The sequence below is a fragment of the Anaerotignum sp. genome (assembly GCF_031981185.1).
Lineage (GTDB): Bacteria > Bacillota > Clostridia > Lachnospirales > Anaerotignaceae > Chakrabartyella.
This window is the reverse complement of the sequence record NZ_DALYUL010000001.1, coordinates 72,907-96,212: the sequence shown is the minus strand read 5'-3', so window position 1 is coordinate 96,212 and position 23,306 is coordinate 72,907. Positions and strand designations below refer to the sequence as shown.

The 23,306-nt window shown below is 39.3% G+C and carries 25 protein-coding genes and 1 pseudogene; 20 read left to right on the top strand and 6 right to left on the bottom strand.

Annotated elements, in window-relative coordinates; genetic code table 11:
* The first annotated feature begins 82 nt into the window (after positions 1-82).
* The 5 genes from RTK36_RS00445 to RTK36_RS00425 all read left to right on the top strand — a co-directional run bounded on the left by RTK36_RS00445 (position 83) and on the right by RTK36_RS00425 (position 5,826).
* Positions 83-1,081, top strand: coding sequence for a peptidylprolyl isomerase (locus RTK36_RS00445; RefSeq protein ID WP_312043206.1), 999 nt, complete (start codon positions 83-85; stop codon positions 1,079-1,081).
* A 138-nt stretch (positions 1,082-1,219) separates the two neighbouring features.
* A complete protein-coding gene (locus RTK36_RS00440) occupies positions 1,220-2,041 on the top strand; it encodes a 4Fe-4S binding protein (RefSeq protein ID WP_312043204.1) in 822 nt (273 codons plus the stop codon).
* Positions 2,042-2,223: 182 nt separating this feature from the next.
* Positions 2,224-3,123: a LysR family transcriptional regulator gene (locus tag RTK36_RS00435; protein WP_312043202.1), complete on the top strand. Its 900-nt coding sequence runs from the start codon at positions 2,224-2,226 to the stop codon at positions 3,121-3,123.
* 79 nt (positions 3,124-3,202) lie between these two features.
* Positions 3,203-3,550: an ArsR/SmtB family transcription factor gene (locus RTK36_RS00430; protein ID WP_312043200.1), complete on the top strand. Its 348-nt coding sequence runs from the start codon at positions 3,203-3,205 to the stop codon at positions 3,548-3,550.
* A 95-nt stretch (positions 3,551-3,645) separates the two neighbouring features.
* Positions 3,646-5,826 (top strand): heavy metal translocating P-type ATPase, encoded by a 2,181-nt coding sequence (locus RTK36_RS00425; protein ID WP_312043198.1) that lies wholly within the window; start codon positions 3,646-3,648, stop codon positions 5,824-5,826.
* Positions 5,827-6,158: 332 nt separating this feature from the next.
* On the opposite strand, the gene RTK36_RS00420 is transcribed toward RTK36_RS00425, so the two are convergent.
* The 6 genes from RTK36_RS00420 to RTK36_RS00395 form a co-directional block, all read right to left on the bottom strand.
* Entirely contained in the window at positions 6,159-6,644 is a 486-nt protein-coding gene (locus tag RTK36_RS00420) for a hypothetical protein (protein ID WP_312043196.1), read from the bottom strand.
* Positions 6,645-6,845: 201 nt separating this feature from the next.
* Entirely contained in the window at positions 6,846-7,250 is a 405-nt protein-coding gene (locus tag RTK36_RS00415) for a hypothetical protein (protein ID WP_312043194.1), read from the bottom strand.
* Positions 7,251-7,300: 50 nt separating this feature from the next.
* Entirely contained in the window at positions 7,301-8,053 is a 753-nt protein-coding gene (locus RTK36_RS00410; protein ID WP_312043192.1) for a YdcF family protein, read from the bottom strand.
* A gap of 368 nt (positions 8,054-8,421) precedes the next feature.
* Complete coding sequence (locus RTK36_RS00405; RefSeq protein WP_312043190.1) at positions 8,422-8,616, bottom strand: DUF951 domain-containing protein; 195 nt, start codon at positions 8,614-8,616, stop codon at positions 8,422-8,424.
* 3 nt (positions 8,617-8,619) lie between these two features.
* On the bottom strand, positions 8,620-9,480 hold the full coding sequence (locus RTK36_RS00400; protein ID WP_312043187.1) for a mechanosensitive ion channel family protein: 861 nt from the start codon (positions 9,478-9,480) through the stop codon (positions 8,620-8,622).
* Positions 9,455-10,180: a gamma-glutamyl-gamma-aminobutyrate hydrolase family protein gene (locus RTK36_RS00395; RefSeq protein ID WP_312043186.1), complete on the bottom strand. Its 726-nt coding sequence runs from the start codon at positions 10,178-10,180 to the stop codon at positions 9,455-9,457. The genes RTK36_RS00400 and RTK36_RS00395 overlap by 26 nt, the downstream gene beginning before the upstream one ends.
* Before the next feature lie 184 nt (positions 10,181-10,364).
* Here RTK36_RS00395 and RTK36_RS00390 point away from each other — a divergent pair, with 184 nt between their 5' ends.
* From RTK36_RS00390 to RTK36_RS00325, 15 genes and pseudogenes are all read left to right on the top strand, one after another.
* Complete coding sequence (locus RTK36_RS00390; protein ID WP_312043184.1) at positions 10,365-11,063, top strand: 5'-methylthioadenosine/adenosylhomocysteine nucleosidase; 699 nt, start codon at positions 10,365-10,367, stop codon at positions 11,061-11,063.
* 245 nt (positions 11,064-11,308) lie between these two features.
* Positions 11,309-11,764 (top strand): hypothetical protein, encoded by a 456-nt coding sequence (locus RTK36_RS00385; protein WP_256149366.1) that lies wholly within the window; start codon positions 11,309-11,311, stop codon positions 11,762-11,764.
* A 27-nt stretch (positions 11,765-11,791) separates the two neighbouring features.
* Positions 11,792-12,508: a hypothetical protein gene (locus tag RTK36_RS00380; RefSeq protein ID WP_312043182.1), complete on the top strand. Its 717-nt coding sequence runs from the start codon at positions 11,792-11,794 to the stop codon at positions 12,506-12,508.
* 11 nt (positions 12,509-12,519) lie between these two features.
* Positions 12,520-13,311 (top strand): HAD family hydrolase, encoded by a 792-nt coding sequence (locus RTK36_RS00375; RefSeq protein WP_312043180.1) that lies wholly within the window; start codon positions 12,520-12,522, stop codon positions 13,309-13,311.
* Positions 13,312-13,335: 24 nt separating this feature from the next.
* Positions 13,336-14,634 (top strand): tRNA (N(6)-L-threonylcarbamoyladenosine(37)-C(2))-methylthiotransferase MtaB, encoded by a 1,299-nt coding sequence (mtaB, locus tag RTK36_RS00370; RefSeq protein ID WP_312043178.1) that lies wholly within the window; start codon positions 13,336-13,338, stop codon positions 14,632-14,634.
* A gap of 103 nt (positions 14,635-14,737) precedes the next feature.
* Positions 14,738-14,998: an IreB family regulatory phosphoprotein gene (locus RTK36_RS00365; protein WP_066052659.1), complete on the top strand. Its 261-nt coding sequence runs from the start codon at positions 14,738-14,740 to the stop codon at positions 14,996-14,998.
* A 15-nt stretch (positions 14,999-15,013) separates the two neighbouring features.
* Positions 15,014-15,442, top strand: coding sequence for a Holliday junction resolvase RuvX (ruvX, locus tag RTK36_RS00360; protein WP_312043176.1), 429 nt, complete (start codon positions 15,014-15,016; stop codon positions 15,440-15,442).
* A gap of 41 nt (positions 15,443-15,483) precedes the next feature.
* Positions 15,484-15,786 (top strand): DUF1292 domain-containing protein, encoded by a 303-nt coding sequence (locus RTK36_RS00355; RefSeq protein WP_312043174.1) that lies wholly within the window; start codon positions 15,484-15,486, stop codon positions 15,784-15,786.
* Positions 15,787-16,503: 717 nt separating this feature from the next.
* A complete protein-coding gene (locus RTK36_RS00350) occupies positions 16,504-18,186 on the top strand; it encodes a ribonuclease J (RefSeq protein WP_312043172.1) in 1,683 nt (560 codons plus the stop codon).
* Between the two features lie 332 nt (positions 18,187-18,518).
* Entirely contained in the window at positions 18,519-18,830 is a 312-nt protein-coding gene (locus RTK36_RS00345) for a DUF1622 domain-containing protein (protein ID WP_312043170.1), read from the top strand.
* A gap of 578 nt (positions 18,831-19,408) precedes the next feature.
* A pseudogene (locus tag RTK36_RS00340) lies at positions 19,409-20,167 on the top strand (ribonuclease HII); the annotation flags it as partial.
* Complete coding sequence (locus RTK36_RS16645) at positions 20,165-20,530, top strand: YraN family protein (RefSeq protein WP_442871327.1); 366 nt, start codon at positions 20,165-20,167, stop codon at positions 20,528-20,530. The pseudogene RTK36_RS00340 and the gene RTK36_RS16645, both read left to right, overlap by 3 nt.
* A 10-nt stretch (positions 20,531-20,540) precedes the next feature.
* Complete coding sequence (gene pgeF / locus RTK36_RS00335) at positions 20,541-21,350, top strand: peptidoglycan editing factor PgeF (RefSeq protein WP_312043166.1); 810 nt, start codon at positions 20,541-20,543, stop codon at positions 21,348-21,350.
* A 134-nt stretch (positions 21,351-21,484) separates the two neighbouring features.
* On the top strand, positions 21,485-22,810 hold the full coding sequence (gene der / locus RTK36_RS00330; RefSeq protein ID WP_312043164.1) for a ribosome biogenesis GTPase Der: 1,326 nt from the start codon (positions 21,485-21,487) through the stop codon (positions 22,808-22,810).
* 1 nt (position 22,811) lies between these two features.
* On the top strand, positions 22,812-23,306 hold a 495-nt coding region (locus RTK36_RS00325; RefSeq protein WP_312043162.1), incomplete at its 3' end, for a glycerol-3-phosphate acyltransferase.

Sequence of the window (23,306 nt, the reverse complement as noted above, 5' to 3'; positions counted from 1 at the left end):
TTTATTTAGGGTATTTTTGATTAAGATACAAATGGAAATACTTCCTGCAAATATTAAAAAAGAGAAGAAAGAGGGATGAAGCATGAAGAAAAAAGGACTTCTTTGCCTGTTGGCTGCCGGCGTGATGGCTCTTTCCGCCTGTAGTGCAGACGCTGGAAAGAACAGCAGGTTTAATGATGAGGTTGTCATGAAGGTTGATGGCAGAGAAATCATGAAATCAGAATATATGGTATATTTGTATACAACCACAAAGAGCTTTACTGCTGTGGGTGGTGATGATATATGGACGATGGATTTTGATGGACAGACGGCAGATGAATTGGTAGCTGAGCGCACACTGAACACCTTACAGAGTGTTATTGCCGCAATGAACTATGCAGAGGAAAATAAAATTGCCTTAACGACGGAGCAAAAAGAAGCGGCAGCTAAGGCGTCTGAGCAGTTTGTTACGAATGTACCAGCAGAGGATATTCAGAAAATGGGGATCGATGCTAAAAAATTGACTCCTTTTATGGAAGGTTCCTATTTGTATTCCATGGTATATCAAGCTTTAGCAGCTGAGTGTGAGGTGGATGATGGGGAGAAGGCGCAATACTATGAGAAGAACAAAGCTCAGATGAAGGATGACTACACCACGCTGGATATTGACACCATTGTTTTAAATGATCTAGATAAAGCTAATGAGGTTGTAAAGAAGGCGAAAGCCGGTGAAGACTTTAGCAGCTTGTTTAAAGAATATGATGTAGATGAAAATGCAAAGAAAGAAGCAGATGGTGGCAAAATGTCTGTATATAAGGCTCAGTTTTTATCTTCCTTTGCTATGGAAACCGTACCGGAAGTTGGACAGATTAGCGAACCCGTTAAAATGGATAATAATTACTTTGTTGTACGGGTGAATAAGGTTACAGTGCCTGAGGACAGTGAAGTTAAGAAAATGGCAGAAACCGCTTTTGTAAATCAGAAGCAGGCGGAATATAGCGATGCCAGGTTCGCAGAGATGATTGCTGCACAAAAGGTTGAATATGTGGATAAGGTTTATAACAACCTTGAAAAGTTCCATGATATTAAGGCTACAAAGTAATTTTTGGAGGAGTTTTTCAATTTGAAGTGATTGAAAAGCTCCTCTTTCTTTGTTGAAAAATAAATTGGGATAGAGTATCATAATAAAAGAGGTTTAGGAAGGGAGGAAGGGTGTGTCAAATGAGGCACCTGCAAGAAGATGATAATCAAAAAGGTTTGGGCAGTGTTTTTCAGTCCTACAGGGGGAACGGAAAAGGTAGCAACTAGTGTTGCGCAAGCAACGGCAAAAGCCCTCAATACAGCGTATGATACTTATGATTTTACGCTGCCTCAAGACAGAGAAAATGAGGTTGTATTTGGAGAAGGCGACTTGGTGGTTTTGGGAACACCTGTCATTGCAGGACGAGTACCTAACCTTCTGCTGCCTTATCTAAAGGAAAAAATAAAGGGCACAGGTGCTATAGGGGTTCCTGTTGTATCCTTTGGAAATAGAGATTATGATGATGCATTAATTGAACTACGCAATATCATGGAGGAGAGAGGATTTCAAACGGTAGCAGGGGGAGCATTTGTTAGTGAGCACTCCTTTTCCCGCAAACTTGGTGCAGGCAGACCTGATGAAAAAGACCTTGCCTTGCTGAGAGAATTTGGTGAAAAAATTGGGGAGAAAATAAAGCAGGGTTGGGTATATAGTCAGCCGACTTATGTAAAAGGGGAAGTTCCCATTCGCCCCTATTTCACCCCTAGGGATAGGCATGAAGGTGCAATCGATATTCGTAAGGTGAAGCCTGTTACCGATGAAAGTTGCTGTAACTGCGGGATTTGTGCAGAGGTCTGTCCTATGGGGGCTATTTCAAAGGAAGACTTTTCTCTGATTCCTGGGATTTGCATGAAGTGCTGTGCTTGTGTAAAAAAATGTCCCACAGGCGCTAAGTATTTTGATGATGGAGGATTTATCTACCATAAGGAAGAATTGGAAGAGCTTTACGAAAGAAGAGCTGAACCAGAATTTTTTGTCTAGTCTGGGAATCTTGTTTGCAACTGTGCAAAAGGCTAACATTAAAAGAATGTTGACGGTTTTATATTTGAGTGTGAAAGCTTAGGAGACAACGGAAAAGTATTTTGCTTCACCTTATTCATAAGGGTGCTTTCTTAGTGTACAACCAGTTTCAAGTATAATAAATCAGGAAAGGGGTGTTTTGCATGAGGGTTGATGTTTCGTTGGATTTGTACCGTATTTTTTGTGCTGTAGTGCGTAGCGGGAATATGTCTGCTGCTGCGAGAGAGCTCTATATTTCTCAACCAGCGGTGAGCATGGCAATACGTCAATTGGAGGATCGCATGGGAAGCCCTCTTTTGATTCGAACGGCAAAAGGTGTATATCCCACTGCGGAAGGCAAACTTTTGTATACTTATCTTGAGCAGGCTTTGGGGCTAATTCACGCCGCAGAGGAAAAATATTTTCAAATGGTAAATATGGAGATGGGCGAGCTGAAAATTGGTGCCAGTGATACAGTCATTGCGAATTTTTTGCTCCCCTATTTGGAAAAGTATCACAAGCTTTATCCGGATATTAATATTAAAGTTACCAATAAAACCACCTATGAGTCTTTACGCTTATTAAAAAACGGAAGTGTGGATGTTTGTTTTATCAATCTACCCATTAATGATGATGGAGATTTGGAGATAACACCGTGCATTGAAATTCATGATGTTCTGGTTGGCGGAGAACGGTACAAGCGTCTGTCTGAGGTTGGGTTGGAACTAAAGGATTTGCCTGGCTATCCGTTGCTGCTTTTGGAGGATTTGAGTAATTCCAGAAAGTATATTGACCGATATGCCGAGGACAACGGCGTCATTTTAAATCCCATTTTGGAATTGGGCAGCAGCGATTTACTAATTAGCTTTGCCCAAATTAATTTGGGACTGACCTATGTTATTAAGGAGTTTACAGAGGAGGCGTTAAAGGAAAAACGTCTTTATGAAATTCCTATCACACCGCCATTGCCAAAACGCAATATTGGCATGGTTCATCTGAAAAATGTGACGCTGCCTCACGCAGTAAGAGGTTTTATCCAATTAATTGAATTTCAAGAAAATTAAATTTTGCGTTGACAGAAATAGTTGCTCGTGATAATATATGAATAAGTATTCAATTGTTCAAATGAATTGGGGTGATTCTATGAAGCATGATTCCATTACGCCTAGCGATATTCATGTACTTGATGAGATAGAGCAGGATTATTTACGGGATGTTGCGGAGTTTTTTAAGGTTTTTGGGGATGTTACAAGAATCAGATTATTGCAAAGTCTTTTAGTTGGAGAAAAAAATGTTGGAGAGTTGGCTGAATGTTTAGCAATGTCTCAATCTGCTGTGAGCCATCAATTACGGGTATTGCGTCAAAATCTTTTGGTGAAATACCGCAAAGAAGGAAAGACGGTGTTCTATTCTTTGGATGATGAACATGTACAAACAATTTTAGAGCAAGGTATGACTCATATTCAACATAAACGTGGATATACTGAGTAAAGGAATAAGGCTGTTAAAATAACATTTTGGCAGCCTATCTTAAAATACTATATATGAACAAATAATCATATGAACATTTATGGAGGTGTTTTGGTGTGAAAGTATATTTAAAAGGATTAACCTGTGCCAATTGTGCAGGAAAGATTGAAACAGCGGTGAACGCACTCAGTGAAACCCGTCAAGCGGAAATTAACCTAGTGAAGCAAACCATGGAGGTCTCTTTATCTGAGGGGACTGAAGAACAGGGTGTTTTGCAAAAAATTGAGAAAATAGTACATAAATTTGAACCAGATGTGGTAGTAGCTACGGAAAATAACACTGACATGAAGGCTGCCAGCTGTTCCTGTTCTCATTGTCATGAAGGTGCCCATGAACATGAACACAGTCATGACAATAAAGATGACCACGGTCACGACCACGACCATGGTCACGATCATGGTCATGGAGAAGAGGGTGAAGGAAAGAAAATCCTGATTCGTTTTGGACTAGGAGGTATTTTGTTTTTAGCAGCAGTTTTCCTGAGAGAGAGCAATTGGACTGTACCATTATTTTTGGTTTCTTACGGAATTTTTGGATATGACGTTTTATTAAGAGCCGCTAAAAACATTTTAAGAGGGCAGGTTTTTGATGAAAACTTTTTGATGTCCATTTCTACTGTGGGGGCTATTGCCATCGGAGAAATGCCGGAAGCGGTATTTGTTATGATGTTTTATCAAATTGGTGAGGCTTTTCAGGATTATGCAGTACGCAGATCCAGAAAATCTATCACCGCTTTATTGGATATCCGTCCGGATTCTGCGGAGGTTATCACAGAAAGTGGCGTGAAGCGTGTGCATCCCGAGGAAGTGCAAATTGGGGATATTATTTTGGTGAAGGCTGGAGAGAGAATTCCTTTAGATGGTAGGGTAAAGGAAGGTCATGCCAATTTGGACACTGCGGCACTGACAGGAGAGGCTTTGCCTAGGGGCGTAGAGCCGGGTAGTGACGTTTTAAGCGGATGCATTAATTTAGATGGTAACTTGAAGGTGGAAGTAACAAGACCATTTAAGGATTCAACAGTTATGAAAATTTTGGAGATGGTTGAAAATGCCGCTGGTAAAAAATCCAAAACAGAACGTTTTATTACACGCTTTGCCAGAGTTTATACCCCAGTTGTAGTAGGTTTGGCTGTGGCATTGGCGGTGCTTCCTCCAGTTTTAGGCTTTGGTGAATTCCAAATGTGGTTTGGGCGTGCTTTAATTTTCTTGGTAGTATCTTGCCCATGTGCCCTGGTACTCTCAGTACCATTAAGCTATTTTGCTGGGATTGGTGCATCCTCAAAGAATGGTATTTTAGTAAAAGGCGGGGGAGATTTGGATACCCTTTGTCATGTGTCACAGCTAGTTTTTGATAAGACGGGTACATTGACTAAAGGTAAATTTTCCGTAGTAGAAATAGAAGGGGAAAAGAAAGAAGAACTTATGTATTTGGCAGCTTTGGGTGAGGCCAATAGCAATCACCCTATAGCAGAAGCAATTGTTCAGGAATATAAAAAGACAAAAGATATCTCTGCAGATTTGGCAGTGGATTATAAGGAATTAGGAGGCTTTGGTGTCTCTTACAGCTTAAATGGAGAACAGGTTTTATTGGGGAATCATCGATTAATGGAGAGAGAGAAGATTTCATTCCAGCCTTACCAAGGTGCTGGCTCAGTGGTTTATGTTGCAAAAGATGGAAACGATATGGGGTATATCGTGGTAGCCGATACCCTTAAGGATAATTGTAAAGAAGCATTATATTCCTTGCGGAGCATGGGCATTCACTCTATGACGATGCTCACAGGGGATAGGAAGGAAAATGCCCAGGTAATGGCACAAGAATTGGGGATTGACCAGTTTTATGCAGAATTATTGCCCGAGGATAAGGTTCGTATCTTAGACGAGATTAAAAGTAAAGAAACAAAAGGAAAGGTTGCCTTTGTCGGTGATGGAATTAATGATGCTCCTGTATTAGCTGGCGCAGATTTGGGCGTTGCCATGGGCGGTATTGGTTCCGATGCGGCCATTGAGGCGGCGGATGTGGTACTAATGGATGACGATATTGGGAAACTGTCTGTAGGTATTCGTATTGCGAAAAAAACGCGGGTTATCGTAAGGCAAAACATTGCCTTTGCATTAGGCATCAAAGCATTGGTTTTGATTTTAAGTGCCGTTGGTATGGCAACCATGTGGATGGCAGTTTTTGCTGATGTTGGTGTGGCGGTATTGGCAATTTTGAACGCTATGAGAAAGAAATAAAATATAAGAGTGGTTTTCAGCGTAGTGATTTGTTGTTAATTTGATAAGACAAAGATGTTAGGCAGGGAATGTGGTTTTCGATTTTTGGAAAAAGCGTTCTCTGCCGATTTTGTACCCTCGATTCACTAGGGGTGATTTTTGCCCATGGAATTGGCACTAAAAATTCAGCTTTTAGTTAAAAAAAGAACCTGTGTCTTATATATTAAGACAGAAGGCTCTTTTTATTTTTTATTTTTATTATACTATAGTGTATGCAATGTTACGGCTGGATATTTAATAAATAAGGGCGAGTACAATTCTTTTGTTACTTCATGGGCATAGGTTTACAGGAATTATGATTCGCTTTCAGAATTTTTAATATATTTCTGTGCCAGTTGTTCATATTCCTTATAAACATCTTTGCTTACATATGCAGAGATAGACCGTTCTATTCTCTCACTAGAAAGAGTAACTCTGCGGATATTAGGTTCTAATTCATTGCAGCTGATACCGAAGGTTGTTACTTCATTTTCAGAAACAATTTCAAATTCGTACCCACCGCCACCGTAAAGAATGTAATCTATTGAAAGTGGGTCAATGTCTGGATTCATATATTTAATTTTGGATGCTATCTGTAATAGAGATTCATAATCAGTCAGTTCCATTTGGATGTAGTTTGCTTTTTCCCCTAGACAACCCATGGAATAGACATAGGCTTGGACGTCTTTTTCAGGAAATCTATTAAATCCTTTTATCCGTTGATAGTTTATTGAGAAGTAATAAAATAGGCCAATACTTGCAATCAAAACGCCGATCAAAACTATTTTTAATTTTTTCATAGTTCCCTCCGTAGTAAGTTTTAGCCTGTGCGAACAAAGAAACGCATCAACGTTATTTTTTAATGTTGCATACGGTAAAATTTATTGTGTAAAAGCAATTCAAATTATTATATGCCCCAATTAGCAAAAGGGCTGTTGATGAAAATGGAAGCTGCTTGTGATAGATTAATTGAACTAGTTTTTTCATATGTACTATATAAATTATCCTAATAATTTTGTAATTTCATCAGTGCTACAGTTAATTATATATGTTTCTGAATTGGTTAGATTAAAACCAATCAAACGAATTTTAACAATATTATCATCCACCCATTCTATTTCATAATTTGAATCATTTAGGGCCATTCCATCATTATCTAGGTGAGTAGTAAATGATTTTTTATTAAGAGAAAAAAGGGCAGGTGGGCCATATAATAGCTTTATTTTATGCTCTCCAAATGAAAAAGGTGTAACATATTTAATCGCCAATTTATAATTTTTTTCCGGCGAAAGAGAGGTTGTTAAAGTATGCTCAAAATTCCAAGCTGTATATAGCCCAATAAACAATAACATAAAAAGAATTAAGGATTTAGCACCTTTTTCATTCATCGGAATTTTCTTTCTCATAAAACCTCCTAAAATGTATTTGGAATTAGGTTGACAATCCTTTATAGATGTTACTGTCTTAATAACAAAAATTTTGTAATTGCCAAGATCTCCCGTATATAGTTCACAGGAGCGATATACCATTGTATTTTTGCATGCATATAGTTACTATTGCTTCCTACAACTTTAGATATCTCATTTGCTCTAAATATATGAAAATTATTTGTTATAAAAACAGTCTTGTATTCTTTTTTAAAATGGTTATCTAATAGTTTTTTGGAAAAAAGAAAGTTTTCGTAGGTACTTGTAGAGCTGTCCTCTTTTATTATTTTGTTTTCAGGAACTCCTTTTGAAAGCAAGTATCTTTCCATTGCAAGAGCTTCCGTTATGGTTTCGTTACGACCTTGTCCTCCGGATACAACTATCATTGCATTTGGATTTTTATTGAAGTACTCTATGCTTTTTTCCAGTCTATAATAAAGGGGGAGTGTAATCTTTTCCCCATTTAATCCTGCACCAAGGACAATGACAGCATCCTCTTTATAAGTTACTGTGTCCATTTGGGCAAAGGCAGCGATAAATAAAATGGCTGAAACCATAATTGTGTTACCTATTAAAAATAGATTTTTTATCCACTTAAAAATTCCTCTTTTTGAAACTATTTGAATCTTTTCATAATAAAAACCATAAATAAAATAGACAACACCAACCATAAATGTTGCAAGTACGCCGATATTAAAACTAATTACCAGTGACATGATTAATGCATCACAAGCTAAATATAGCCCGAGTATTAAAAATATAGCTTTCGTTAAACTTTTCAATGTTTACCCCCACCTCAAGTGTTTTTAAATAGTCTATAATACCTTCTCAGCAGTATTAAAGGCTTACTATTTGAAAATTCAAGTTCACAATTTTATGTACAAACCCTGTGTTTTTCAGGTTTGTAATGATAAAGGAAAAAAACTTCATGAATTTACCTTTATTTCATCACCCAAATACCAAGTTTTGCCTATAATATCTAAGATTTTACAATTAATAATTAGGAATATCAATTGTTTTAGAAAATAGTACTATTTAATTAAGAAATCTGTAGGAACCTCGTAAAAAAAGCCTTTCCCTAATACAACTCCCCACATAGATGATGGTGGATGTTTTAGGAAAGGCTTTACGTTCTGTTTTATTACAAAGTTTATTTCTCTTCTGTGTTTACGGAAATAACTTTTTTCACGTTTTTTTCAAACTTTACTCTGGGCAGCATAACCATATGGCCACAGCCACAGCATTTAATACGAAAATCAATGCCTACACGCAGAATTTCCCACTGGCTGGAGCCGCAGGGGTGGGTTTTCTTCATCTGTACAATATCTCCAACTGAAAAAACCATATTTTATGCCTCCTCCTTTTCTTTTACAATATGAACGGTACGTTGGGGGAAAGGGATTTCAATACCCTCTCGATCAAAACGGTTTTTGATACGTCTGCGCAATTCTACTTCCACAGCAAAATTGGTTTTTACCATGCATTTTGCAACTACACGAATGGTCACGGCGGATTCATCCAAGCCTACTACACCGAGGATAACCGGTGTTTCCAGAATGCTTTCCATATCTGAGGTTTTAGCCATTTCATCCTGGAGGATCAACAATACATGGTCAATATCCTCTCCATATCCTACGCCTATATTTACGATTGCATTGATAAACTCACTGGACATATTTGTTACAATACCAATGGAACCATTGGGAATGATGTGAACTTTTCCTTGGGCATCCCTTATTGTTGTATAGCGCAGGGTTACACTCTCTACGGTGCCTGTGATATTTTGGATGGTAACAAAATCGCCAACGGCAAAGTGGTCTTCAAAAAAAATGAAGAATCCCTCCAACATATCAGTAACTACACTTTGTGCACCCAAGCCGATGGCCACTGAACCTGCACTTGCAATGACCAATAAGGAACTTGTGTTTACCCCCAACAATTTCAAGATTGTGAACAAACCAATAAAGTAGACGACATATTTCAATACACTGGAAGTGATTGTATTCAACGTATTTGCCTTTCTCTCGGACATTGACAAACGTTGTTTTTGTGTTTGTTTTTGAAAGAACTTTTGTGCCAAACGATTGGAGATGCGAATGATAATCCAGCAGAGGAGTAAAGTGCCTCCCACTTCAAGAATTTTCACACCAAGGTCGGCTGCGGTCTCCATCAAAGCTTCAAAGCTAAGAACTCCTTGAATTTTTCCCATTGTTTCCTCCTGTTTCCTTAAATTTTTCTGCTGCGGTTAAAAAAGCAGAAAAAAGCTTCTTTTGTTCTTCTGTGGCCATTGCTTCGGGATGCCACTGTAACCCTAAGACAAATAGATTTTGAATATGCTCAATGGCCTCTATTAGGCCGTCGGGACTTTTGGCCGAAACACGCAATCCCTCACCTAAAAGAGCCACAGCCTGGTGATGAAAGGAATTCACCGTAGTCTTTTCCTTACCCAGCAAGGTAGAAAGCAGAGAGCCATTTTCAATGAGAATACTGTGGGTTCCATATTCACGGGGTGCCTGTTGACTATGCTTTAGTTTACTGCCCGTTTGAACGGAAATATCCTGGTAAATTGTTCCTCCTAAGGCAATATTAATTACTTGCATACCACGGCAAATCCCCAATATGGGAATGTTTTTCTCCATGGCTTCTCTACACAGAGAAATTTCGTATTGATCCCTCAGTGGGGAAATTTTACCACTTTGTGCCAAAGGTTCCTCATGGAACAGCAGTGGATCAATGTCACCCCCGCCGCTGAAAACAATTCCGTCAAGAAAGGGTGGAATTTCAGCATAGGGAAACAATAAGATTGGGAGACCGCCGGCAGAAGAAATGGCGGTAATATAATCTTGGTGTATTTTATATCTACAGATGCTGCTATCGTAGTCTGGAGTAATGCCAATTACCGGTTGCATAGAATCCTTCCTTTTTATAAACATTTCTAATAGTATACAAAAGATGAGAAAGTTTTGCAATGGAGGACAAGGAGAAATATGTTCTCTTGTAAAATAGCAGGGTATTGTGCTATGATTAAAATACAGATAATTGGGCGAAGATGTAACCGTCCAACAAACATTACGCAGAGTGGAGATGACAAAAATGAAAACCATTGGAATTATTGGGGCAATGGAGGAAGAAATTCTTTGTTTGAAAGAGAAAATCGAAATTGTTACAACAAAAAATGTTGTTGGCCTGTCTTTTTTTATTGGCAGATATAAAGGGAATAATATCGTTTTGGTAAGAAGCGGAATCGGCAAGGTGAATGCTGCTATTTGTACCCAAGCCATGATTGACCTGTTCGGTGTAGATTATATTCTGGTGCTTGGTGTTGCAGGCGCTTTGGTTGAAGATTTGAAAATCGGTGATATCGTGATTTCCACCGATGCAGTTCAGCACGATATGGACACATCGGCTTTAGGAGACCCGATTGGGATGATCCCTCGTATGGCAGAAAGCTATTTTAAGGCAGACGAAGAACTGATTCGTTTGGCGCAAGCGTCAGCGGCAGAAATTGCCGATGGCTACAGGGTTATCACAGGGCGTATTGCCAGTGGTGATCAATTTATTTGTACAAAGGAAGGCAAAGCAACCATTCGTAAGAATGTGCAAGGGACTTGTGCAGAGATGGAAGGGGCAGCTATTGCCCATGCATGTTGGTTAAACCGCATCCCATTTTTAATTGTTCGTGCTATTTCTGATGGTGCCGGGGAAGAAGCAACAATCTCTTTTGAGAAATTTAGTATTATGGCAGCAAAGCGCTGCAGCGAACTGGTGGAAAAAATATTAGAAAAATTATAAAACTTGCATATAATAACATGGGGAAAAACATAGAGGACAAAAACGTCATACACATCCATATATTTGGTATTTTATTGTAATATATGGATAAAAAAGTGCCTAAAAATGACCTTGATTTTTTTCTAATGATTCTGCGGTATTGCTCTTGTCAGAGCTGTTTTGTTACTGTATAATGCAATCATAAAGAGATATTTCGCACACAAACTATTTTTTGACACGAGAGAGCCTAGAAAGGAGCGCCATCTATGACAGCAAAAACTCATGGATATATTACAAAAGAAATAGAACTGGAACAGCTTTATCAGTTTGTTTTAAAATATTTCGACCCCAGTGCAAAAATAAACCGCTATGAAAATCGTTTCGGCGAAAGCAATGAAATGGCAGTTTATTTCACTTACAAGGGCGAGGAAAGACGGCTTTTTACAATGGTTTATAAAAGTCGTAAATTTTCTAAAAACGGAGAGAAGAATCGCATGATTTTCCTTGACCTGGATTATTGGGGTCATAGCGTTGAAATTATGCGTTCAATTTTGTCCTTCTTCGGCGGTTGGCTGGATGAAAATGATTGTGACAATGAGGAGCCATATTTCATTGAAGTCCAGGCAGACGGCGTTACCCCTAACATCATTAAAATTACCAGAAGTGAACTAAACAGACGTTTAGGCGGTATGGTTGTAATTATTGAGGATGATGAAGTTTAAGAAAACAGAAAGCGTTTCGGGGTGTCGATGAAGTCGACACCCTTTGAAAAAGACTTTGAGAGTTTTTCCTTTGGGGAAGGCTCTTTTCCTTTTATGGGAAGCCTTGCAAAGACGTTTCAATTTATGATATACTGCAAAGATACAGTAGAATACGAGGGTGGATATAGTTCTGGAGAGGATGGGGTCTTTATGAATGAAAAAGATTTTTGTCGCAAGCTGGATGAAGATATTGACCGCAGTCTTGAAACTTGGGATGCCTACTCGTATGATGAGGAGAAAATGTCCGTTTTATTCCGCTATTTGATGGGTGCTTATGGAGATATCATAGAGGGTTTTTGTGATGAGCTCAGGGTGATTCAGCCCTACGAGAAAACTGCATTGCAGGCGGAAGCATATCGTGAAAATGTAAAGAAAATGCTGGAACGGCTGGAAGGCTTTCGTCAAAACGGTTATAAAAACGAAGGACTACTAGAATATTATCTGAGGCTGGAGCAAAACGACATCATCATGGATGTTGATTTTACACAGTTGCGATTAGAAATTGGGTTTATGGAAGGCCTATCTAAGCATGAAAAAGATGAAATTATAGAAAAATTAGGAGAGATGGAAGAAATCTGTTCACAAGTCTTGCTAAAACGCCAGAAGTGGGACCAATTGCGTAAATATTTAGTTTGGCTTTCAGGCAAGGATGTGAATATTGCATTAAAGATACTTCCCATTTTTTTTAAAATAAGTAAAGTGTAAGAGGGAATAAAATGATAAAATTAATTGTTTCGGATATGGATGGTACTCTGCTCAATGATGAAAAAAATATTGATGCAGATATTTATAATATTTTGCCCATACTAAAGGAAAAAGGGATCCGTTTTGTTGTGGCTAGCGGCAGACAGTACCCAAGCCTGAAAAAGCATTTTCATGAGCATATAAAGGATGTTGTTGTAATCGCTGAGAATGGTGCTTTTGTGGTAGAAGATGGAAAAGAACTTGTGGTTGAGCCTATGGCAGAACAGGAAGTGACCCATTGCTTGGAGAATATTTTTAAGCTCAATGATGTTGAGCCTTTGCTTTGCGCAAAATATTGCAGTTATACCAGAAGCCCTGAGCTTTTGGACTATTTGTCATCACCCTTATTTCATTATGAAATGAAGCTGGCGGAGGATTTATTTCACGTGAAGGATGACATTTTTAAGGTATCCATGATTTCTCATGGAGGAAAAAGCGCAGAAAACTGTTACGAAAGATTGCGCCCAAAACTGGATGACAGTTTAAATCTTGTGATTTCTGGCGATGCTTGTTTAGACACAGGGTTAAGAAATGTTACAAAAGGAACGGCTGTTGCAGCCTTGCAAAAAATGTGGAATATAACCCCAGAAGAGACCGTGGTTTTTGGGGATCAGTATAATGATGTTGAGATGCTAAAACAGGCATATTACAGCTATGCTATGGAAGGTGCATCCAGCGGTGTGAAAAAATTCGCCCGTTTTCAGGCGGGGAGTAACAATAAAGGCGGGGTAGTCAAAGCGATTCGAGAATTGACTGGGCTTTGAGACCGAGAAGGAACGGAGAGAACCATGAAAAAAGCAGCAAGTTATGCCCTTGGGTGCAAGGTAAACCAATACGAAAGCGAAGCCATTGCTGAGCTGTTTGCTGATAAGGGATATGAAATTGTAGGAATTGATGAAGCAGCAGATGTATATGTCATTAATACCTGCACGGTAACCAATTTCGGAGATAAAAAATCCAGACAATTGATACGTAAGGTGAAAAGGCAGAATGAACATGCTGTAGTTGCCGTTGTGGGATGCTATGCCCAGACAGCACCAAAGGAGATTATGTCTGTTGAGGGCGTGAATTTGGTGATTGGAACCAAAGACCGTGGACAGATTGTGGAGATGGTGGAACAGTATCAACCTCAAAACGGCGTGGAGAACTATGTGACTGATATTATGAAGGAGCGCGTGTTTGAACCTCTTTCTATTCAAAAACTGGCGAATCGTACCCGCGCATATTTAAAAATTCAGGATGGATGCAGTCAATATTGTTCCTATTGCATTATCCCCTATGCCCGTGGGCCAATCCGCAGTCGTGAGCCCAAAGATATTGTGGATGAGGTGAAACGTTTGGAAGAAAATGGATTCCAAGAAATTGTTTTGGCAGGAATTCATGTGGCAAGCTATGGGAAGGATAGGACTGATACAAACCTTCTGGAAATTTTACGACAAGTTCACGAAGTTGAGGGTATTCGCCGTATTCGTTTTAGCTCTATTGAGCCTAATGTGGTGACGGAGGAATTTGCAAAAACCATGGCAGAGCTGCCAAAGGTTTGCCATCACTTTCATCTATCCTTGCAAAGTGGGTGCGACAGAACCCTGAAGGAAATGAACCGTAAGTATGATGCGCAAAGATACCGTGAGGCTGCAGCCCTTTTAAGAAAGTATTTGCCTGATGTGGCATTAACCACGGACATCATTGTGGGTTTTCCTGGTGAAACAGAGGAAGATTTCAAAGCGTCCTATGAATTTGCTGAGGAAATAGGCTTTGCAAAGATTCATGTATTTCCCTATTCACCCAAAAATGGTACGCCGGCAGCAGAAAGAAAAGATCAGCTTCCAAGTAATATAAAAACAGAAAGAAGCCATCAATTGCTTGCATTGAGTGATAAAATGAGCGGGGAATTTTTAAATAAGTATGTTGACAAAACCCTGGAGGTTCTGTATGAAAGACCTGTGGAATCGGGCATTTATGAAGGGCATACTTCAAATTACATGAAGGTGCTGACAAAGAGTGATGTGGACTTATCCAATCAGCTGGCTTTTACAAAAATTGTTCAAGTGCAAGGAGAAAATGCTCTTGGTGAGGTAATTTTGTAATTATTCTGTAAAGATAATATAGTTGCAATCCGCTTTGGTTTATATTATGATGAAGTAAGATAATAAGAAGAGCGAATGGATCAAGTGGTGGGGAGTGAGAAGTATGAGTAATATCAACGAAACACAATATTTTGGAAGAGTAGAAAAAGAACCTGAGAATGAAGCAAAAAAGATCCTCATCGCTGTTAGTACGGCTTTGAAGGAAAAAGGATATAACCCCGTAAATCAGATTGTCGGATATATTTTATCCGGAGATCCTACTTATATCACCAGCTACATGAATGCCCGTGTAATGATTCGTAAATTGGAGCGAGATGAACTGCTGGAAGAGTTGGTAAAGGACTACATGAATCGTAATGAATAAGAAAGAGGAAACCATTTGCGAATTTTAGGATTGGATTATGGCGATAAAACCATTGGGATTGCGGTGAGTGATCCTTTTGGATGGACAGCACAGGGTGTGGAAATTATCCGTAGAGATAACCCTGGCGAATATAAGAAGAGCTTAAAGCGTTTGTCAGAATTGGCAGAGGAGTATCAGCCCGAGGTGATTGTATTGGGCTACCCCAAAAACCTAGATAATTCCGAAGGAGAGCGCTGTATCAAAACAAAGGCTTTTGCGGAGCGCATTGAGAGACGTTTTCCCAATATAGAAGTTGTTTTATGGGATGAACGATTTAGTACCATTGCAGCTGAGCGAGCGTTGCGTGAGGCGGCACTGAGCCATGAAAAGAGAAAAAGTGTGATTGATAAGATGGCCGCTGTGCATATCCTCCAGGGCTATTTGGATAGCAGAAACAGGGGATGAGCCTGTGGCAGACGGGACGGAATATAAAGGAGCTTGTTTATATGGCAGATATTTTTGACGAAGTAAATGAATTTGAGTTTGAAACCGTGACAATGACTGCAGAAGATGGTTCTGAAGTTGAGTTTTCTATTATTGATAATGTGGCTTGCGGTGGCGAGCGGTATTTACTGGTTGTTGAAACGGAATTGATTGATGATGATGAAGCAGAAGCTTTGATATTGAAGGAAACCTCAATTAATACAGATGATGTTACCTATGAAATGGTTGAGGATGATGCGGAATTCGACCGTGTGGCAGACTTATTTGCACAAAAGGGCGATGACTACGAAGTGGAAATTGACTAAGGTCATTTTGTATGATAAAGAAAAAGTAGGATGTTTTGTTGAGTGAAGCGGGGATAGAAACAATTGGAATCAGAATATTCTGACCAATCCCTTGTGAAAGCTCTTTTAATATGATAAAATGATGCTTTTCAATAAGGATTTTCTTGAAACAAAGTTGAAGGGCAACTATGGGAAGTATCATATTGAAATCCTACGCTTTTAAAAATTACTTTAGGGGCATTCCTTTTTAGAGGTATGCTTACAAGTAATGCCTATTGAGACAGAACAAACGTGATTCTTTCACTTTAATATATGAGAGACATACAATAAATATATGAGCACTCAATTTGGAACTCCTTCATTTGAACAGGGGCTTAGAAGAGATGCAGCCCATTTGAAGGAAATATTATGCTGATTAAGATGGCATATATAACAATTTGATCTAAGACGCATACGAAATTTGCGTTTACGATAGATGATAGGCTGATAGCCAAATCATCATGTGCGTGAAAAGAGAACAAACTACATAGGATTTGGCAGAGCCTCTAGGAAGAAAGCGTGGTGCGAGAGATGCTTTCAAAAAATGCTGGTGACTGCCCTTTTTATGTATACCCAAAATACAGATAAAATGATTTTTATTTGTATAGGGTTTTGTTTTTGCGGTTTAAACTCCGCTTTTTTGCGGCATAATTATGAAATAAGGAAAACGGAAAATGTAAAAAAAAGGAGGTGTGTTTTTTGGCAGGAAGAAAACCAAAACCCAAGGCAAAGCTTAAGATTGCCTCATTGGGTGGGTTAGAAGAAATCGGGAAAAATATGACCATGCTTGAATATGGTAATGATATTATGATCATTGACTGCGGTCTGGCATTCCCTGAGGATGATATGCTGGGAATTGACTTGGTTATCCCCGATGTAACTTATCTGATCAAAAACATAGACAAAGTAAGAGGGATTGTACTGACCCATGGTCACGAGGATCATATTGGTGCATTACCTTATATTCTCAAACAGCTGAATGTACCAGTTTTTGGTACACTGTTAACATTAGGGCTGTTGGAAAACAAGCTAAGAGAACACAAAATGCTGGATAAAACTGTTTTGCATACGGTTGTTCCCAGAGAAAGAGTGAATTTGGGTCTGTTTAATGTGGAATTTATCCACACCAATCACTCCATTGCGGACGCTGTTGCCCTGGCGATTCATACGCCAATTGGAACGGTAGTGCACACGGGAGATTTCAAGGTGGATTATACACCCATTGATGGGGAAATAATTGATCTTCAGCGTTTTGGTGAGTTGGGAAAAGAAGGCGTTCTTCTTTTGATGAGCGATAGTACCAACGCGGAAAGAAAAGGCTTCACCATGTCTGAAAAGAGCGTTGGCAAGGTTTTTGAGAAAATTTTTGAGGATACTCCCAAAAACCGTATCATGGTTGCAACGTTCTCGTCCAACATCCATCGAATACAGCAGGTAGTAAACGCTGCGTATATGTATGGACGTAAGGTTGCCATTATCGGCAGAAGTATGGTCAATGCAGTGAAAACTGCTTCCGAGTTAGATTATCTGTCCATACCGCCTCGCACGCTGATTGATATTGGCGAAATTAAAAACTATAAAGATGAACAGCTTGTGATCATCACCACCGGCAGTCAGGGAGAGACCATGTCTGCCCTCACCAGAATTGCGATGAATGAGCACAAGCAGGTAAACGTGAAGCCTGAGGATAAAATTATCATTAGTGCATCTGCGATACCCGGTAATGAAAAGAATGTTACCCGTGTTATAAATGAGCTGTTAAAGAAGGGCGCAAATGTAATTTATGGAGATATGGAAGAAATCCACGTTTCTGGTCATGCAAGACAAGAGGAGCTTAAGTTGATGCTTGCGTTAACAAAACCAAAGTTCTTTATGCCAGTGCATGGTGAATTTATGCATCTTTCATGCCATAAGGATTTAGCTCTTTCCATGGGCTTAGATAAAAATAACATCTTCATTATGAAATTGGGTGAAGTGTTGGAAGTAACACGTAATGAGGCAAAGATTAATGGTACTGTGCCTGCCGGACGTGTTATGGTTGATGGACTTGGTGTTGGCGATGTTGGTAACATTGTATTGCGAGATAGAAAGCACTTATCTCAGGACGGTTTGATGGTGGTAGTTGTCACCATGGATCGAGAGAGTGGTACAATTGTCGCTGGACCTGATATTATTTCCAGAGGTTTTGTATATGTCCGAGTGGCAGAGGACCTGATGGATGAAGCAAAAAAAGTGGTGCTGGCAGCATTGCTGGATTGCGAAGAAAAGAATATTACCAGCTGGAATTATATTAAGGGTGTCATTAAAGATACGCTGAAAAACTTCCTCTGGCAAAAAACAAAAAGAAGCCCCATGATTTTACCAATTATCATGGACGTATAAGAGAATCCCCCCAAGGATGCTTAGGTAGCATTTTTCGGGGGGATTTTTTTGTGCAAAAGAAAGATGGTAGATTAATGCAAGGATAATTATGTAACAGGTTCTGATTTTTGAGAATATAATATGAAATTTATTATGTCAATTGAAATTGGCGCTATTTTGAAAAAATCACCTTGTTGTTTTTGTGAAATTGCTAATTTTAGTTGTTAAAATTGTCAAATATTTTTATTATCTTTGTGAAATTTAAAGAAAATTTTCAAAAGTGTACGAAAAAAGTGGATTTTTGACGAAAATAATGATACACTAATGAAAATTTTTTTGAAGGAGTTGTTGCAATGATATTTTTTCGAGAATTTTTAATTATGCTTACAGAGTCAGCAATCTTAATGTTTGAGTTTGTTGGTGTGGGAATCATGATTATAGCCGGCGCTAAGGGAATATATAACTATATTCGTAGAGATCCCCATACCCGACTAAATCTCTCCAAAGGGATGGCTATGGCCCTTGAGTTCAAGCTTGGCGGCGAAATTTTACGAACGGTTATTGTCCATGACTTCTCCGAAATTCTTATTATTGGCGGGATTATTATACTGCGAGCGGCGTTAGCCTTTATGATTCATTGGGCCATTAAAAACGAAGAAGACTGAATATCCCGTGGAGAGTCGTAAACAGAAAATGTCGAGTAAGGTTTTCATTCTTCAGAAATAAAAAATACTTGTCTTTAAAAATTTGAGGCAATCGCAGCAGATTTTCCAATATATCAGGTTTAAGACCATTCTAAGTTAAACTTGCTGAACAAGACATCAATTTGAAACAGCAATGTTTTCCAGTCAAATAAAATGAGTAATGTTACAGAACTTGTCTTTTAAATTATCACATTTGGTTTAAATGAGTGTACAAAAGGGGTGTTCTTTTATGTTATGTGGACGCCTCTTTTTGTGTATTTACTGGTTTCGGGTGCAATGCAGTATACTTTCAAAGACAAATTAATAATGTGGTAGGTAATATTATTTCTTTCTTTTTCATCTTTCCTATACAAGAGTTTTTCTTGGTACTAGTGATTTTCATTCAATGTCTATTTTATATTAAAAAGTTTTTCTTTTTGCCAATGGAAAAGAAGGATAACGCGCTCACATATAATGATGCATATAATTTTTTCCCGTGGGGCTTTACCGCATCCGTTCTATTTTATGGTATAATGATTACAGGAAAGGCGGGACGGTTGATGCAATCAATAAAAGAAATAAAAGAATACCTACAACAATGCACATTGGAAGAATTAGACCAAGCCGTAGGCACATATGCAACAGATGAGAGAAAGGGAGTTCAATTGGCCGTTGCTTCGGCCTTGAAAAGAAGAGCCGCCTTTGAAAAAGAGCAATTAAGATTGGATGCTCTGTTGGAATATGAAAGGGCTTGCTATGCCCAAGGGTATGACTTGGTTGCAGGTGTAGATGAGGTTGGACGGGGTCCGCTGGCCGGGCCTGTTGTGGCGGCAGCGGTTATTTTACCTAAGAACTGTACGATAGAGGGCGTAGATGATTCTAAAAAACTTTCAGCAAAAAAAAGAGAGAGCCTTTATGAAGAGATTTTAGAAAAGGCGGTTTCTTATGGCATTGGTGTGGTTTCTTGGGAAAAAATCGATGAAATCAATATTTTGCAGGCAACTTATGAAGCAATGCGAGAGGCACTTGCCCAATTAAACCCTGTACCAAGGTTTATTTTGGCAGATGCGGTCACAATTCCTGAAATTTTTATCCCTCAAAGGGGCATTATAAAAGGAGATGCAAAAAGTCTATCCATTGGTGCGGCAAGCATTGTGGCTAAAGTATATCGTGACAGATTGATGGAAACCTATGAGGAGTTATATCCTGGATATGGATTTGCCTCGAACAAAGGATATGGTTCAACGGAGCATATTGCAGGCATTCGTGTTCATGGCCTTTGTCCCATTCATCGAAAAAGCTTTGTTAAAAATTTTGTGACCTCTGGTGATAATCAGACGAAGGGCGCATTTGGCGAGGAAATGGCAGTCAAAGAGATGCGTCGCTTAGGTTATGAAATTTTGGCCAGAAATTATCGCACCCAAGGGGGCGAAATTGATATTATTGCAAAAAAGGATACATACATCATCTTTACCGAAGTAAAATATAGGGCGGGACGGAAAAAAGGAGAGCCTTGCGAGGCGGTGAATCAACGTAAGCAGGAGCATATTATTCGCACAGCAAAGGCATATATTGCAGAATATGCCTTAGATAGTGATTTTCGTTTTGATGTTGCAGAAGTCTTAGAGGAGAATGGAAAAACGTTTTTTCGTTATACAGAGAATGCGTTTTGGATAGCATAAGGAGTGGGACATGAAAATAAAAAAATTGGGAGAAGTGGAAGTCGTTGTTTTTGACAATCTGAATCAAACTGACATGGTAAAGCATTGTTTTACCACACGCCATGGAGGTGTAAGCAAGGGCTTTTATTCTACGATGAATATGGGCTTGACCAGAGGCGAGGACAAAGAGTTGGTGCTGAAAAATTATGAGATTCTAGGAGATGCGATGGGTTTTTCCAAAGAAAACTACGTAACCTCCCAGCAAATCCATACGACGAACGTACGACGGATAGAAGCAAAAGACAAAGGTAAAGGCGTACTGCGGGAACGGGAATATTTTGATGTGGATGGATTGATTACCAACGAGCCCAATATACCCCTTGTAATTTTTGGGGCAGATTGTGTTCCTGTTTTTTTATTGGATACCAAAGAAAAAGCAATTGGTATGGCACATTGCGGTTGGATGGGAACCGGAAACCGTATGGCGGAGCATACCTTACAGGCAATGATGGATGCATTTGGAACAGAACCGAAAAATGTGGTTGCGGCAATTGGCCCTTCCATTGGGAAATGCTGTTTTCAGGTGGATGATCCTGTGGTGGAGTTGTTTCGAAAAAATATAGCTTTTGCAGATGAGATTATTTTTGACGACCCTAAGGAAGAGGGGAAATATCGTATCGATCTTTGGGAAACAAATCGCCGTTTATTGAAGAATATGGGTGTGAAAAACATCGAAATCGCAGGACTTTGTACTATGTGTGACACAGAGCGTTTTTATTCCCACAGAAAGATGAGAGACGACAGGGGAGTTATGGCGGGTATTATGGAGCTGAAGGGCTGAAAACAAAAGATGTGCTATTGTATTTGGAAAGAATACTGTGGTATAATCCTAGGGTGACTTTTAGGGGTGATTATACCTAATTAATGCAAAAAAACAAATTTATTTGCGATAGAGAGAAATATGGAGGAATCATTATGAGTAGACCAATCGTAGCAGTGGTTGGCCGTCCCAATGTAGGGAAATCTACATTGTTTAACCGCTTAGCAGGAGAAAGAATCTCCATTGTGCAAGATACACCGGGTGTAACCCGTGACCGTATCTATGCGGATGTGGAATGGCTGAACTATAAATTTACTTTAATAGATACCGGTGGTATGGAAATCGGTTCTGAAGAGATTATTCAAAAACAGATTTTGCAGCAGGCGGAAATTGCCATTGAAACTGCTGATGTTGTTTTATTTATCACTGATGTAAAAACAGGCGTAACCGATGATGACCGTCAGGTTGCAAATTTGCTGCGCCGCACCAAGAAGCCCGTGGTATTGGCAGTAAACAAAGTGGACAGCATAAAACGAGACACTTTGGATATTTATGAATTTTATGAGCTGGGCATTGGTGACCCCGTGCCAATTTCTGCGGGACAGGCATTAGGTCTTGGAGACATGTTGGATCAAGTTGTGGAGCATTTCCCTGATGATTCAGCGTTGGGAGAAGAAGAAGATGCTATCCGTGTTGCAATTATCGGCAAGCCTAACGTAGGGAAATCCTCTTTGATTAACAAGATTCTTGGGGAAGATCGCTTGATTGTAAGCAATATTCCAGGAACAACAAGAGACGCCATTGATACACCCATTACCATTGATGGGAAAAAATACATCTTTATTGATACAGCGGGCATGCGTCGTAAAGCCAAAATCAAAGAAGAGATTGAACGTTTCAGCATCATTCGTGCCGTTGCGGCGGTGGAGCGTTGTGACGTAGCTATTTTGGTCATCGATGCGAATGAAGGTATTACTGATCAGGATACGAAAATTGCAGGAATTGCCCACGAAAGAGGCAAGGCCGCCATTGTTGCGGTGAATAAGTGGGACTCCATTGAAAAAGATGATAAAACTATGAACCAATATCTAAAGGATATTGGCAATGAGTTAGCCTATATGCCCTATGCGCCAAGAGTATTTATTTCTGCCCTGAACGGACAGAGAATCAACAAAATGCTTGAATTAATTCAAATGGTACACGAGAATCATGCTCTGCGCATCAGCACAGGTGTGTTAAATGAGGTATTGATTGAGGCAATGGCGATGCAGCAACCTCCTGCGGATAAGGGACGTCAGTTAAAGCTTTATTATATGACCCAGGTTTCGGTGAAACCGCCAACCTTTGTTATTTTTGTGAATGAAAAGGAATTATTCCATTTCTCCTATCGTAGATATATAGAAAATCAGTTGAGAGATGCATTTGGCTTTGTTGGCACACCAATTCATTTTATAGCGAGGGAAAAAGGGGCAAAGGATTGATATGTTTAGACTCATTAGTTTGCTAATCGGTTATTTTATTGGCTGCATTTCCATGGGTTTTATTGTTGGAAAGCTGACAAAAACAGATTTGCGAAAAAAAGGAAGTGGAAACTTAGGGACAACCAATGCCTTGCGTGTGCTGGGTTTTCGCGCGGGGTTGGCAACTTTTCTTGGGGATATTTTAAAGGGTGTTTTGGCATTCTTCTTTTGCAGGCTGATATTTCCTGATGACAGTTTGCTGGCTGGAATCTATGCAGGCGCAGGAACCATTTTAGGCCATGACTTCCCCTTTTATCTGAAATTTAAAGGCGGAAAGGGTATTGCTGCTACTATTGGCGTTGTGCTTTCTTTAACATTTGTATTTTCTCCGTACCTTGGGGTAATTACCATAGCCATAGGAATTATGGGTGTTGCTTTTTCCGGCTTTATTTCTATGGGTTCTATTCTATTTTCAATGACCATTCCAATCAGTGCCTATTTTTTAGGAATGCCCGCA